Origin of the sequence: Rhodobacter capsulatus, from assembly GCF_052363185.1 — a bacterium.
GTDB classification, from domain to species: Bacteria; Pseudomonadota; Alphaproteobacteria; order Rhodobacterales; family Rhodobacteraceae; genus Rhodobacter; species Rhodobacter capsulatus_E.
Window position 1 is genome coordinate 2,535,918 of record NZ_CP198955.1, and the last position, 13,496, is coordinate 2,549,413.

10 protein-coding genes, 2 tRNA genes and 1 pseudogene are annotated in these 13,496 nt (G+C 68.1%); 10 read left to right on the forward strand and 3 right to left on the reverse strand.

Annotated elements, in window-relative coordinates:
- Positions 1–44: 44 nt before the first annotated feature.
- From ACTTAG_RS12480 to hisH, 6 genes and pseudogenes are all read left to right on the forward strand, one after another.
- A complete protein-coding gene (locus tag ACTTAG_RS12480) occupies positions 45–773 on the forward strand; it encodes a S1 family peptidase (RefSeq protein ID WP_444462629.1) in 729 nt (242 codons plus the stop codon).
- A gap of 137 nt (positions 774–910) precedes the next feature.
- Positions 911–4,343 (forward strand): annotated as a pseudogene (locus tag ACTTAG_RS12485) (pyruvate carboxylase).
- A gap of 230 nt (positions 4,344–4,573) precedes the next feature.
- Positions 4,574–4,648: transfer RNA gene (locus ACTTAG_RS12490), tRNA-Gly, on the forward strand.
- Positions 4,649–4,702: 54 nt separating this feature from the next.
- A tRNA-Gly gene (locus ACTTAG_RS12495) sits at positions 4,703–4,777 on the forward strand.
- A 116-nt stretch (positions 4,778–4,893) separates the two neighbouring features.
- Positions 4,894–5,481 (forward strand): imidazoleglycerol-phosphate dehydratase HisB, encoded by a 588-nt coding sequence (hisB, locus tag ACTTAG_RS12500; protein ID WP_444462630.1) that lies wholly within the window; start codon positions 4,894–4,896, stop codon positions 5,479–5,481.
- Entirely contained in the window at positions 5,481–6,122 is a 642-nt protein-coding gene (gene hisH / locus ACTTAG_RS12505) for an imidazole glycerol phosphate synthase subunit HisH (protein WP_444462631.1), read from the forward strand. Before hisB ends, hisH begins: the two co-directional genes overlap by 1 nt.
- Positions 6,123–6,221: 99 nt before the next feature.
- Here the strand turns inward: hisH and ACTTAG_RS12510 are convergent, their stop codons facing one another.
- Positions 6,222–6,431 carry a YgaP family membrane protein gene (locus tag ACTTAG_RS12510; protein WP_444462632.1) on the reverse strand — a complete coding sequence of 70 codons (210 nt, stop codon included), beginning with the start codon at positions 6,429–6,431 and terminating at the stop codon, positions 6,222–6,224.
- Between the two features lie 129 nt (positions 6,432–6,560).
- Here ACTTAG_RS12510 and ACTTAG_RS12515 point away from each other — a divergent pair, with 129 nt between their 5' ends.
- The 3 genes from ACTTAG_RS12515 (at position 6,561) to ACTTAG_RS12525 (ending at position 9,554) form a co-directional block, all read left to right on the forward strand.
- Complete coding sequence (locus tag ACTTAG_RS12515) at positions 6,561–8,081, forward strand: heavy metal translocating P-type ATPase (RefSeq protein WP_444462633.1); 1,521 nt, start codon at positions 6,561–6,563, stop codon at positions 8,079–8,081.
- A gap of 40 nt (positions 8,082–8,121) precedes the next feature.
- Positions 8,122–8,973 (forward strand): HAD-IC family P-type ATPase, encoded by an 852-nt coding sequence (locus ACTTAG_RS12520; protein WP_444462634.1) that lies wholly within the window; start codon positions 8,122–8,124, stop codon positions 8,971–8,973.
- Positions 8,974–9,083: 110 nt separating this feature from the next.
- Positions 9,084–9,554 carry a transglycosylase SLT domain-containing protein gene (locus ACTTAG_RS12525; protein WP_444462635.1) on the forward strand — a complete coding sequence of 157 codons (471 nt, stop codon included), beginning with the start codon at positions 9,084–9,086 and terminating at the stop codon, positions 9,552–9,554.
- A 48-nt stretch (positions 9,555–9,602) separates the two neighbouring features.
- Here ACTTAG_RS12525 and ACTTAG_RS12530 read toward each other — a convergent pair whose 3' ends face one another.
- A complete protein-coding gene (locus ACTTAG_RS12530) occupies positions 9,603–12,110 on the reverse strand; it encodes an ABC transporter permease (protein ID WP_444462636.1) in 2,508 nt (835 codons plus the stop codon).
- Positions 12,107–12,775 (reverse strand): ABC transporter ATP-binding protein, encoded by a 669-nt coding sequence (locus ACTTAG_RS12535; protein ID WP_444462637.1) that lies wholly within the window; start codon positions 12,773–12,775, stop codon positions 12,107–12,109. Before ACTTAG_RS12535 ends, ACTTAG_RS12530 begins: the two co-directional genes overlap by 4 nt.
- Here ACTTAG_RS12535 and ACTTAG_RS12540 point away from each other — a divergent pair.
- Complete coding sequence (locus tag ACTTAG_RS12540; RefSeq protein WP_444465249.1) at positions 12,774–13,472, forward strand: arylesterase; 699 nt, start codon at positions 12,774–12,776, stop codon at positions 13,470–13,472. The two genes, ACTTAG_RS12535 and ACTTAG_RS12540, sit on opposite strands and share 2 nt — an antisense overlap.
- The last annotated feature ends 24 nt before the right edge of the window (positions 13,473–13,496 follow it).

A 13,496-nucleotide genomic window follows, 5' to 3' on the forward strand; every position in this document is an offset into this window, starting at 1 on the left:
TCAAGGGCTTCACGCTGGTCTATCCGGCCAATGACGCGCCGCGGATGGCGCGCGTGCTGGCGGCGATGAAGGCCAGCTTCAAGCCGCTGGGCGAGACCGCGCTGGACCCGACGCTCGGTCAGCCGATGGCGGTGGGGCGCGCCGATCTGATCTCGGGGCTGGACGTGCGGCACCCGGAATTTGCCCGCTCGGGGCTCTTCATCGACGCCAAAGGCGCAGTGCTGACCGCGGCCGCGGGGCTGGATCGTTGCGGCAAGGTCACGATCGAGGGCGCCCCGGCGAAGATCGCCTTTGCCGATCAAGGGCTTGGCATTGCCGTTTTGCAACCTCTCGCGCCCCTTGCCCCGCCCGCCGTGGCGCAGTTCGAAACCGTCACCGCCGGGCGCGGCGCGGCGCTGGCGGTGGCGGGGTTCTCCTATCCCGAGGCGCTCTCGGCCCCGGTCGTCAGCTTCGGCACGCTGTCCGATCTGACCGGCCTTGCGGGCGAGCCCGACCGGGCGCGGCTGGCGGTGAAGACGCTGCCGGGCGATGTCGGCGGCCCGGTGCTCGATGGCGCGGGCGCGGTTCTGGGCGTGGTGCTGCCGCAAGAGGGCGCGACGGCACAGCTTTTGCCGCCCGAGATGACGGTGGCGGTGCAGGCCACGGCGCTGGTGCCGGTGCTGGCGGCGCAGGGCTTCGCGCCCTTGGCCGCAGAGCCGGGCGGCACGCTGGCGGCCGAAGACATCCTGACGCTGGCGCAGGGCTTCACCACGCAGATCGCCTGCTGGAAGTGACGCGGCCTTTGCAAAACCAGCGAAATTGGCCAGTTAATTTGCCCGATTTCGCAATTTTGCCTTGCGCCGCGTTGCGGCGCCGTTAGGTTTCGCCCTGACCTCCCGCTTTGCGGGCTGCGTTTTCGGGGAGATCTCAGATGTTCGAAAAGATTCTGGTCGCAAACCGCGGCGAGATTGCCATCCGCGTTCTGCGCGCTGCGAATGAACTGGGCAAGAAGACGGTCGCCGTCTATGCCGAGGAAGACAAGCTCAGCCTGCACCGGTTCAAATCCGACGAGGCTTACCGCATCGGCGCGGGGCTTTCGCCCGTGGGCGCCTATCTGAGCATCGACGAGATCATCCGCGTGGCGAAAGACTCGGGCGCCGACGCGATCCACCCGGGCTATGGCCTTCTGTCGGAAAACCCTGAATTCGTCGAGGCTTGCGACCGCGAGGATCACCTTCATCGGCCCGAAAGCCGCCACGATGCGGGCTTTGGGCGACAAGGCCTCGGCGCGCAAGGTGGCGATGGCGGCGGGCGTGCCGGTCATTCCGGCCACCGAAGTTCTGGGCGATGACTTCGACGCGATCAAGCGCGAGGCGGCCGAGATCGGCTATCCCTTGATGCTGAAGGCCAGCTGGGGCGGCGGCGGGCGCGGCATGCGGCCGATCCTTGGCCCCGACGAGCTGATTGAAAAGGTCCGCGAGGGCCGCCGCGAGGCCGAAGCCGCCTTTGGCAATGGCGAGGGTTATCTGGAAAAGATGATCCTGCGCGCCCGCCATGTGGAAGTGCAATTGCTCGGCGACAGCCACGGCGGGCTTTATCATCTGTTTGAGCGCGACTGCACCGTGCAGCGGCGCAACCAGAAGGTCGTCGAACGCGCCCCGGCCCCCTATCTGACCGAGGCCCAACGCGCCGAGGTCTGCGCGCTGGCGCTGAAAATCGGCAATGCGGTCGGCTATCAGAACGCGGGCACGGTCGAATTCCTGATGGATATGGACACGAGCAAGTTCTACTTCATCGAGGTGAACCCGCGCGTGCAGGTCGAACATACGGTCACCGAACAGGTCACCGGCATCGACATCGTGCAAAGCCAGATCCGCATCGCCGAGGGCGCGACGCTCGCCGAAGCGACCGGGGTTGCCTCGCAGGCCGATGTGAAGCTGAACGGCCATGCGCTGCAATGCCGGGTGACGACCGAAGACCCGCAGAACAACTTCATCCCCGATTATGGCCGCCTGACCGCCTATCGCTCGGCCACCGGCATGGGCATTCGTCTGGATGGCGGCACGGCCTATGCGGGCGGGGTGATCACCCGTTATTACGACAGCCTTCTGGTGAAGGTCACCGCCTGGGCCCAGACCCCGGAACAGGCGATCAAGCGGATGGACCGGGCGTTGCGCGAATTCCGCATCCGCGGCGTGTCCACCAACATCGACTTCGTCATCAACCTGCTCAAGCATCCGACCTTCGAGAACATGAGCTACACGACGAAGTTCATCGACACGACGCCGGATCTCTTTGCCTTCAAGAAGCGCCGCGACCGGGCGACAAAGATCCTCACCTATATCGCCGACATTTCGGTGAACGGCCACCCCGAGACCGCGGGCCGCCCGAAACCCGCAGCCGAGGCGAAACCGCCCCGCCTGCCCGCCCTGCGCGGCCCGGTCGTGCCCGGCACCCGCGACAGGCTCGACCGCGACGGCCCGAAGGCGGTGGCGGACTGGATGCGCGACCAGAAGAAGTTGCTCATCACCGACACGACGATGCGCGACGGCCATCAGTCGCTTCTGGCCACCCGGATGCGCTCGATCGACATGATCAAGGCGGCGCCGGTCTATGCGGCAAACCTGCCCGGGCTCTTCTCGGTCGAATGCTGGGGCGGGGCGACCTTTGACGTGGCCTATCGCTTCTTGCAGGAATGCCCGTGGCAGCGGCTGCGCGACATCCGCACCCGCATGCCCAACATCCTGACGCAGATGCTGTTGCGCGCCTCGAACGGGGTCGGCTACACCAATTACCCCGACAATGTGGTGCAATTCTTCGTGGCCCAGGCGGCGAAATCGGGCGTTGATGTCTTCCGCGTCTTCGACAGCCTGAACTGGGTCGAGAACATGCGCGTGGCGATGGATGCGGTGGTGGAGGCGAACAAGATCTGCGAAGGCACGATCTGCTACACCGGCGACATCCTGAACCCCGAGCGGGCGAAATACGACCTGAAATACTATGTCGGCATGGCCAAGGAACTGGAGGCCGCGGGCGCCCATGTTCTGGGCCTGAAAGACATGGCCGGGCTGTTGAAACCCGCCGCCGCCCGCGCGCTGGTCAAGGCGCTGAAGGAAGAAGTCGGCCTGCCGATCCACTTCCACACCCATGACACCAGCGGCATCGCGGGCGCCACGGTTCTGGCCGCGGCCGATGCGGGCGTGGATGCCATCGATGCGGCGATGGATGCCTTCAGTGGTGGCACCTCGCAGCCCTGCCTTGGCTCGATCGTGGAAGCCATGGCCCATACCGAGCGCGACACCGGCCTTGATATCGCCGCGATCCGCGAACTTTCGAACTACTGGGAGGGCGTGCGCCATCAATATGCCGCCTTTGAAAGCGGTCTCGAAGCCCCGGCCTCGGAAGTCTATCTGCATGAAATGCCGGGCGGCCAGTTCACCAACCTGAAGGCGCAGGCGCGCAGCCTTGGCCTTGAGGAACGCTGGCACGAGGTGGCCCAGGCCTACGCCGATGCGAACCAGATCTTCGGCGATATCGTCAAGGTCACGCCGTCGTCGAAAGTCGTGGGCGACATGGCGCTGATGATGGTGGCGCAGAACCTGACCCGCGAAGACGTGCTGAACCCGGCCAAGGACATGGCCTTCCCCGACTCGGTGGTGGACATGCTGCGCGGCAACTTGGGCCAACCGCCCGGCGGCTGGCCCGAGGCGATCGTGGCCAAGGTGCTCAAGGGCGAGGCCCCCAGCACGGAACGCCCCGGCAAGCATCTGCCCCCGGTCGATCTGGAAGCGGTGCGCGCGAAGCTCTCGGCCGACATGGAGGGCCGCGCCGTCGATGACGAGGATCTCGCGGGCTATCTGATGTATCCCAAGGTCTTCCTTGATTACATGGGGCGGCATCGGGTCTATGGCCCGGTGCGGACCCTGCCGACGCCGGTCTTCTTCTACGGCATGGCCCCGGGCTCGGAAATCTCGGCCGAGATCGACCCGGGCAAGACGCTGGAAATCCGGCTGCAGACGGTGGGCGAGACCGACGAGACGGGCGACGCCAAGGTGTTCTTCGAACTCAACGGCCAGCCCCGCGCGGTGCGGGTGCCGAACCGTCAGGTCAAGGCCGCGACCAAGGCCAAGCCCAAGGCCGATCCGGCCAATCCGGGCCATGTCGGCGCGCCGATGCCGGGCTCGATCGCCGCGGTGGCGGTGACGGTGGGGCAGAAGCTGCGTCCGGGCGATCTGATGCTGACGATCGAGGCGATGAAGATGGAAACCGGCCTGCATGCCGACCGCGAGGCCACGGTGAAGGCCCTGCATGTCAGCGCGGGCGCGCAGATCGACGCGAAAGACCTGCTGATCGAGTTGGAGTGAAGGAGGGGGGCGCTGCCCCCCTCTTTTCCTTCGGAAAATTCACCCCCCGGGATATTTCGGCCAAGGTGAAACGCAGCCCGGTGCTGTTTTCACCTTGGGGCAAATATCCCGGGGGGCGTCCCGCAGGGACGGGGGGCAGAGCCCCCCTTTCTTTTTTCCGCGCGCGCCGTGCATTTTCCTCTTGCAGGCCCCGGCGCGATTTCATAAATCCCCCCTCACCGAAAGGCAGCGCGGGCGTAGCTCAGGGGTAGAGCATAACCTTGCCAAGGTTAGGGTCGTGAGTTCGAATCTCATCGCCCGCTCCAATCGGAACCCGGTCGCAAGACCACACCTCAGGCCGCAAGGCCATCGCCAAGGATGCGGGCGTAGCTCAGGGGTAGAGCATAACCTTGCCAAGGTTAGGGTCGTGAGTTCGAATCTCATCGCCCGCTCCAGACGAAAAACCCTCCCCTCGGGGAGGGTTTCGTCTTTTCCGGCCATGGCGCAGTCGGGCCGCTTAACATCCGCCCCTGCCCGCCCTATAAGGCGCTGAAACCAGCAGGAGCAGCCGATGCGGACAGCCACGATCCATCGCAAGACCGCCGAGACCGAGATCTCGGTGACGGTGAACCTTGACGGCACCGGGGTTTACACCAACCAAACCGGCGTCGGCTTTTTCGATCACATGCTGGATCAGCTCTCGCGGCATTCGCTGATCGACCTGGAAGTGACGGCCAAGGGCGATCTGCATATCGACGATCACCACACGGTCGAGGATACCGGCATTGCGCTGGGCCAGGCCCTGACCGCGGCCTTGGGCGACAAGCGCGGCATTCGGCGCTACGGGCATTTCGTGCTCGCCATGGACGATGCGCAGGTGGCCTCGGCGCTCGATCTGTCGGCGCGGCCGTTTCTGGTCTGGAACGTCGATTTTCCGACGCAGAAGATCGGCACTTTTGACACGGAGCTGGTGCGGGAATTCTTTCAGGCGCTCTCGACCCATGGCGGGATCACGCTGCATGTCGACCGCGTGCATGGGGTGAACAGCCACCACATCGCCGAGGCGGCCTTCAAGGCGGTCGCGCGCGCGCTGCGCAGCGCGGTCGAGCCCGATGCGCGGATGGCGGGGATCCTGCCCTCGACGAAAGGGGCGCTCTGATGAGCCTGACGGTTCTGGTCGATTACGACTCTGGCAACCTGCATTCGGCGCAAAAGGCCTTCGAGCGGATGGCGCGCGAGGCCGGGCATGGCACGGTCGTCGTGACCTCGGAGCCCGATGTGGTGGCCCGCGCCGACCGGATCGTGCTACCGGGCGACGGGGCCTTTCCGTCCTGTCGCGCGGCGCTCATTCGCCACACCGGGCTGTTCGAGGCGGTGGACGAGGCCGTCACCCGCCGCGCCGTGCCCTTCATGGGGATCTGCATCGGCATGCAGATGCTGGCGACGCGTGGGCTGGAGTTCGAGCCCACCCCCGGCTTTGGCTGGATCGGCGGCGAGGTGGTGCGGATCGCGCCTGCGGATGCGTCTCTCAAGGTGCCGCATATGGGCTGGAACGATCTGGTTCTGGATCACGCCCATCCGGTGCTCGACGGTATCGCGACCGGCGATCACGCCTATTTCGTGCATTCCTATCATTTCGTCGTGGAAAACTCCGCGCACCGGCTGGCGCATGCAGATTATGCGGGGGCGATCACCGCGATTGTCGGGCGCGACAATATCGTCGGCACGCAGTTCCACCCGGAGAAATCGCAGCGCACCGGGCTGCGGATCATCTCGAATTTCCTGAGCTGGAAGCCGTGAGGGATTTCGCCTCGGGCTTTCGCCTGAGGCGACCCGGGCGGGGGCGCTGCCCCCGCACCCCCGGGATATTTGTAGCAAGATAAAAGAAGGGCCCGAGGCTTACTTCGCCTCGAAGGCGCAGCCGGTCTGGAAGCCGAGTTTGCCCAGAACGATGGCGGCGGGGCAGAAGCCGGTGAAGGCCGACTGGATCAGGTTCACGCCGATGAAGACGGTGAACCACAGGAAATAAGCCGACACGGTCCAGGTCAGCACGACGCTGAGCAGGACCATGATCCCGGCAAAGACAAGAACGGCGCGGTCAAGGGTCATCGGGAAACTCCGGTTGGGGATTTCATTCTCCCCCAGATAGCATCGCCGCGCATCAAATTCAAGTTCTCGAATATTTCAGCGCTTGACCTTGCCGCCGCGCGGCGCAACTGAAGGGCAAAGGAGAGCGCCATGGCCAGCACCAGCTTCATCGTCGAGGGGATGCATTGCGGCGCCTGCACCGGGCGGGTGGAACGCGCCTTGCAGGCCGAAGCGGGGGTGACGCTGGCCGCGGCCAATCTGATGGCGCGGTCGGTCCGGGTCGAGTTCGAGGCGCCCGCACGGGCGGAGGCTTTGGCCGAGGCGCTGGCACGGGCGGGCTATCCGATTGCGCAGGCCGAGACCTGTCTGGCGTTCGGGACCGCCGATCCCGGGCAGGTTGCGGCCGCGCTGCAGGCGGCGCCCGGGGTGCTCTCGGTCGCGGTGGCGCCGGAAGGCACCGCCCGCGTCACCTATGCGCAGGGCATGGTGGCGCCTTCGGAACTGCTGCGGCGGCTGGTGGGCATCGACGTGCAGGCCCGGGTGATCAGCGCCACACCCGCCCCCGCCCCGGTGGCCGAGCGGCAGGCGGCAGAGGCCGCGCGGCTGAAACGTCAGGTCCTGCTCTCAGCGCTGCTCACCGCGCCGGTCTTCTTTCTGGCGATGGGGCCGCATCTTTACCCGCCGCTGCATCACAGCCTGGCCCGTCTGATCGGCGAGGACGGGATGCAGACTGTGCAATTCCTCTTCACCACCCTGGTTCTGGCCTTTCCGGGCCGGGTCTTCCTGCGCCTGGGCCTGCCCGCGCTCGCGCGTCTCGCGCCCGAGATGAATTCGCTTGTCGCGCTTGGCGCCTTGGCCGCCTGGGGCTATTCGGCGCTGGTCGTGCTGGTGCCGCAGATCCTGCCGCCCGGCACCTTTGACGTCTATTTCGAGGCGGCGGCGGTGATCGTGACGCTGATCCTGCTCGGCCGCTGGCTGGAGGCCCGGGCCAAGGGGCAGGCGGGCGAAGCGATCTCGCGGCTTGTGGCGCTGCGACCGGCCACGGCGCGGGTGCTCCGACCGGGCGGCACGGTCGAGCTGCCGGTGGAGGAACTCGCCCCCGGCGATCTGGTGGACCTGGCCCCGGGCGGGCGTGTGGCGGTGGACGGGATCGTCACCGAAGGCCATGGATTCATTGACGAAAGCATGCTGACGGGCGAGCCCGTCCCGGTCGAGAAAACCCCGGGCCAGCCCGTGACCGGCGGCACGGTGAACGGCACATCGGCGCTGGTGTTCCGCGTCACCGCGACCGGGGCCGATACGGTTCTGTCGCGCATCATCGCGCTGGTCGAAGCCGCGCAGGGCCAGAAACTGCCGGTGCAGGCGCTGGTGGACCGCGTCACCCGGGTCTTCGTGCCGGTGGTGATGGCGCTCTCCACCCTGACCGTTGCGGTCTGGTTCGCGCTGGGACAGGGGCTGGCGCCATCCCTTGTCGCGGCGATTTCGGTGATGATCATCGCCTGCCCCTGCGCGATGGGGCTGGCCACGCCGGTCTCGATCCTCGTCGGCACCGGGCGGGGGGCGGAGCTGGGCCTTTTGTTCCGCCGCGGCGATGCGCTGCAACGGCTGGCCGCGGTGAAAACGCTCGCCTTCGACAAGACCGGCACGCTGACCGAGGGCGCCCGGCGCTGACCGATCTTTCCTTGTCCCGGGCCAGACCGAAGCGGATCTTTTGCGCCTTGCCGCCGGGGCCGAGGCGCGGTCGGAACACCCTCTTGCCCGTGCCGTCGTGCAGGCGGCCGAGGCCCGCGGGATCATGCCAGCCCGCGCCCGCAAGGTGGTGGCAACGCCCGGCCGCGGTCTTTCGGCCGAGGTCGAGGGGCGGCAGATCCTGCTTGGCAATGGGGCCGCGCTGAGCGAGGCGGGCATCGACCCCGCCCCGCTGCTGGCCGCGGCCGAAGCCTTTGCCCGCGATGGCAAAACCCCGGTTCTTGTGGCGCTCGACGGCACCCCCGCCGCGGTGCTGGCACTCTCTGACCCGCCGAAACCCCATGCCACTGACGCCGTCGCGGCACTGGCGCGCGAAGGCGTCGCCGTCGCGATGATCTCGGGCGATGTGGCGGCCACCGCCGCGGCGGTCGGGCGGCAGTTGGGCATTTCGCGGATCATCGCGGGCGTGCTGCCCGCGGGCAAGGTCGCGGCGCTGGAGGAGATGAAACGCGAGGGCGCCGTGGCCTTCGTCGGCGATGGCATCAACGACGCCCCTGCCCTTGCGGCGGCCGATGTGGGGCTGGCGCTGGGGTCCGGCACCGATGTCGCAATCGAGGCGGCCGAGGTGGTGATCGTCGGCGCCGATCCGCGCGGGGCGGCCCGTGCGGTCACGCTGTCGCGCGCGGTGATGCGCAACATCCGGCAAAACCTGTTCTGGGCCTTTGCCTATAACACCGCGCTGATCCCGGTCGCGATGGGGGTGCTGGTGCCCTTTGGCGGCCCTGGCCTCTCGCCGATGCTGGCCGCGGCGGCGATGTCGCTGTCCTCGGTTTTCGTCGTCACCAACGCGCTGCGCCTGCGCCGCGCGGGCTGAGCATCGGCAAGGCTCCGCCCATTGTCGCCGGGACGTGGAAAATTCCTTTGCCCGATCCCTCACGCGCCAGTATCACCGCTGAAACGAACCCGTGAGCGACTGGAGGCCACATGCTGTCCCGCCGATCCCTGCTTCTGAGTTTTGGTGCCACGCTGGCGCTTTCGGCCTGTGGTGCGGGCCGTCAATCCTCGAAGACCCCGCCCGAGGGGCTGCTGAAACCCGGCGAAAGCCCCGAGATGCGCGCCAAGATCAACCGCTGGGCCGATCATTACGACGTGCCGCGCAGCCTGGTGCACCGCATCGTTCAGCGCGAAAGCGGCTACAATCCGGGCGCGCGCAACGGCCCCTATTACGGGCTGATGCAGATCCATCCGCGGACCGCGGGCACGATGGGCTTTGACGGATCGCCGTCGGACCTGCTCGATGCGGATACGAACCTGAAATATGCGGTGAAATACCTGCGCGGCGCCTGGATGTGCGCCGATGGCAGCGAGGCCCGGGCGGTGTCGTGGTACTCCAAGGGCTATTACTACGAAGCCAAGCGCCGCGGCATTCTGGAAGAAACCGGCCTGCGCGCCTGATCCTGTCCCGACCGAAATGCCCCCGCCGGACCGTTCCGGCGGGGTTTTCTATTCGGCCGCCCGCAGCACCCGGGCGGGCCGCACCGCCAGCGGACGCACCGCAAACAGCGTGCCCGCCGCCAGAACCGCCGCCATCCCCCCCGCGACGATGAGCCCGGCCGAAACCGGATCGAAGCGGAAACCGGTCTCCATCACCAGCGTCAGCACCGCCCAACCGGCCAGCGCCCCCACCGCCACCGCAATCGCCCCCGCCGCCGCGCCCAGGATCAGCGCCCGCAGCGCAAAGGACCGCAGGATCAGCCCGCGCGTCGCGCCCAGCACCTTGAGCAGCGCGGCTTCGCGGGCCCGGGCCTCCTCGCCCGCTGCCGCCGCGCCCAGAAGCACGGTGAAGCCGGTCAGAAGCGTGACCGAGGCCGCCAGCGCCACCGCCTGCGCGATCGAGGCGAGCGCGTCGCTGACCCGCCCCATCGCCTCGCGCACCGGAATGGCGGTGACGGTGGGAAAATCCCTGGACAGCTCGCGCAGAATCCCCGCCTCGTCCGCCGGGGGCGCGTAGATCGTCGCCAGCTCGGTATGGGGCGCCCCGGCCAGCGCATTGGGCGAAAAGGTCAGCACGAAGCCGATCCCCATGGTGGAAAAATCGACCGCGCGGAACGAGGCGATCTCGGCCTCGATATCGCGGCCCAGAATGTTCACCGTCAGCCGGTCGCCCAGTTTCAGCCCCAGCTCCTCGGCCTCCTCGGCCGAGACGCTGACCAGCGGCGGACCGGCGTAATCCTTGGGCCACCATTGCCCCGCGGTCAGCGCCTCGCGCGGGGTTTCGGCAAAGGTCACGCCGCGGTCGCCGCGCAGCACCCAATGTTCGCCCGCGACCTTGCGCGCGTCTTGCCCGTTGATCTTCGTCAGGATGCCGCGCAGCATCGGCACGGTATCGACCCGCGACACGCCCGCGAAATCCTGCATCCGCGCCACCAGCGCCGGGCGCTCAGGCGGGGGAATATCCATCAGGAAAAAGGCCGGTGCCAGTTTCGGCAGGTCTTTCGCGATGGCGCCGCGCAGCCCGCTTTCGACCTGCCCGACCGCCGCCAGAACCGAAAGCCCAAGCCCCAGCGCCAGAATGACCGCCGTGGCCTCGGACCGCGCCGCGCCGATCGCCGCCAGCGCCGCATGCAGCGCCGGAAACCGCGCGCTGCGCGGGCCAAGGCGGCGGGCCAGACGGCGGATACCCGCCGCGGCGAGCGCCAGAAGCGCCAGCGCCGCCGCCACGCCGCCCAAAGTGCCCAGCGTCAGCGCGGGCAGGCCCGAAAAGGCCACCGCCGTCCCGACCAGCGCCGCCGTCAGCGCGCCGATCACCGCCAGCATCCCGCGGCCCGGCAGACCGCTGCGGGGCGATTGCGCCTCGCGGTAAAGCGTGGCGGCGCGCAGCTCGGAGAGCCGCGACAGCGGCCAAAGCGCAAAGATCGCCGCCGTCAGCGCGCCATAGATCGCGGCTTCCAGCAGCGGCCGGGGGGCAAGGGCGACCTCGACCGGCACCGGCATGGCGGCGGCAATCGGCCCGCTTGCCCCCAGCACCAGCGCCGCAGCCAGCGCCAGCCCGGCCAGAACGCCGAAAACCGTCAGCGCGGCGAGCTGGATCAGGAACGCGCCGCGGATCGTCGCGCCCGAAGCCCCGAGCGCCCGAAGCGTGGCGATGGTGCCGGCCTTGCGCGCGATCCAGGCCTGCACCGTGGCAAAGATGCCCACCCCGCCCACGGCCAGCCCCGCCAGCCCCACCAGCACCAGAAAGGAGCCCAGCCGGTCGGTGAACCGCTCGACCGAGGGGGCGGCGCGGCGTTCATCGCTCCAGCGCATCCCGGCGCCCTCGAACCGGGCGAGCGCGGCGGATTTGAGCTGCGGCAGGCTTTGCCCCTCGGGCAGGGTCAGGCGGTATTTCGTTTCGTAAAGCGAGCCGGGGTCCAGAAGCGGCGTGCGCTCCAGCGCCGAAAGCGCCACGACCGAGCGCGCGCCAAAGGCCAGCCCCGCGCTGCCCGCGTCGGGCTCGGTCACAAGCCGCGCCATCAGAACGAAATCCTGCCCGCCCAGCTTGAACCGGTCTCCCGGCTGCAGCCCCAGCCGGTCGGCCAGAACCGGGTCAAGGAAGGCGCCCGGCAGACCGCCCTGCCCCGCCAGCGCCTGCACCCCCACCGGCGGGTCCAGCACCACCTGCCCGACAAGGGGCCAGTTGGCGTCAACCCCCTTGAGCTGGGTCAGCGCGGTTTCGGCGCCGTCGCCCGTGCTCGCCATCGAGCGCAGCTCGACCACCTCCGACACTTTGGCCGCCTGCGCGACGATCCAGTCGCGCTCGGACGGCGTCGCACGGCGATAGGTGAAATCAAGCTGCGCCTGCCCGCCCAGAAGCACCGCACCCTGATCCGACAGCCCCTGCCGGATCGCCTCGCGCACAAGGCCCACCGCAGCAATCGCCGCGACGCCCAGCATCAGGCACAGAAGAAAGATCCGAAACCCCTTGATCCCGCTGCGCAATTCGGCGCGGGCGATGGAAAGCGCAAGCCTCATGCCAGCCGCCCGTCGGCCAGACGCACCAGACGGCTGCAGCGCGCCGCCAGATCGGCAGCATGGGTCACGAACACCAGCGTCGCCCCGGTTTCCGCCTGCAAGGTGAACAGAAGCTCGATGATCGCGGCGCCATTCGCCGCATCCAGATTGCCGGTGGGCTCGTCGGCCAGCAAGATCGCCGGACGCGGGGCGACGGCGCGGGCCAGCGCCACGCGCTGCTGCTCGCCCCCCGACATTTCCGACGGGTAATGGCCGCGCCGATGGCCAAGCCCCACCCGGGCCAGCTCGGCCTCGGCCCGGGCCAGCGCATCCCCCACCCCGGCGATCTGAAGTGGCAGGGCGACGTTTTCCAGCGCCGTCATCGTGGGGACAAGGTGGAAAGACTGGAACACGATCCCCATGTTGCCACGGCGGAAACGGGCCAGATCATCCTCGCCCATCGCGGTCAGATCGCGGCCCAGCGCCATGACCTGCCCTCCGGTGGCGCGTTCCAGCCCGCCCATCAGCATCAGGAGCGACGACTTGCCCGACCCCGATGGCCCCACGAGCCCCACGCTTTCGCCGCGCGCGATCTCTAGCGTGATGCCGCGCAGGATCTCGACGGGGCCTGCGTTTCCGGCCAAAGTCAGTCGCGCGTCGGAAAGGGAGAGAACGATGTCGGTCATGCGGGCCTGTCTGCGTATGTGTTCAAGCGGATATGGGGTGCGGGCGCGTCTGGGCAAGGCGGGGCTTGCGGGGATTTTCGCGCTTGGCATCGGCGGCGCGGCCGCGGCCGAGCCGGTGACGCTTCTGGCGGTGGGCGACAGCCTGACCCAGGGCTACGGGCTGGACCAAGGTCAGGGGCTGGTGCCGCAGCTGGAAAGCTGGTTGCGCGCCAAGGGGGCCGAGGTGACGGTGATCAATGCGGGCGTGTCGGGGGACACCACCTCGGGCGGGCGGGCGCGGCTGGGCTGGTCTTTGACGCCCGAGGTCGATGCGGTGATGATCGCGCTGTCGGGCAATGACATGCTGCGCGGTCAGCCGCCCGCACAGGCCCGGGATAATCTGGACGCGATGCTCGCCGAGGTCACGGCGCGGGGGCTGCCGGTGGCGCTGATCGGGCTGAAGGCGCCCGGCAATTACGGCCCGGATTGGCAGGCCGGTTACGATGCGATCTGGCCCGAGCTGGGGGCGAAATACGGGGCGGTTGTCGTTCCCGATCTGATGGCGCCGATCGCCGCACAGACACCCGAGGCGCGCGCGTCCGAGGGGCTGATGCAGGACGACAACATCCACCCCTCGGCCAGGGGGGTTGGGCTGATTGTCGAAGCGCTCGGACCGAAGGTGCTGGAGGTGCTTGACCTTGTGAGACCTGCGCCCTGAAACTGCGGTCAGCAAAGGGCGTAT

Bases quoted from the DNA above. Each gene is read 5' to 3' on its own strand.
- ACTTAG_RS12515 (WP_444462633.1), top strand. From the start codon at position 6,561: ATGGCCAGCACCAGCTTCATCGTCGAGGGGATGCATTGCGGCGCCTGC.
- hisB (WP_444462630.1), top strand. From the start codon at position 4,894: ATGCGGACAGCCACGATCCATCGCAAGACCGCCGAGACCGAGATCTCG.
- hisH (WP_444462631.1), top strand. From the start codon at position 5,481: ATGAGCCTGACGGTTCTGGTCGATTACGACTCTGGCAACCTGCATTCG.
- ACTTAG_RS12535 (WP_444462637.1), bottom strand. From the start codon at position 12,775: ATGACCGACATCGTTCTCTCCCTTTCCGACGCGCGACTGACTTTGGCC.
- ACTTAG_RS12480 (WP_444462629.1), top strand. From the start codon at position 45: ATGGCGCGCGTGCTGGCGGCGATGAAGGCCAGCTTCAAGCCGCTGGGC.
- ACTTAG_RS12525 (WP_444462635.1), top strand. From the start codon at position 9,084: ATGCTGTCCCGCCGATCCCTGCTTCTGAGTTTTGGTGCCACGCTGGCG.
- ACTTAG_RS12530 (WP_444462636.1), bottom strand. From the start codon at position 12,110: ATGAGGCTTGCGCTTTCCATCGCCCGCGCCGAATTGCGCAGCGGGATC.
- ACTTAG_RS12540 (WP_444465249.1), top strand. From the start codon at position 12,774: ATGCGGGCCTGTCTGCGTATGTGTTCAAGCGGATATGGGGTGCGGGCG.
- ACTTAG_RS12510 (WP_444462632.1), bottom strand. From the start codon at position 6,431: ATGACCCTTGACCGCGCCGTTCTTGTCTTTGCCGGGATCATGGTCCTG.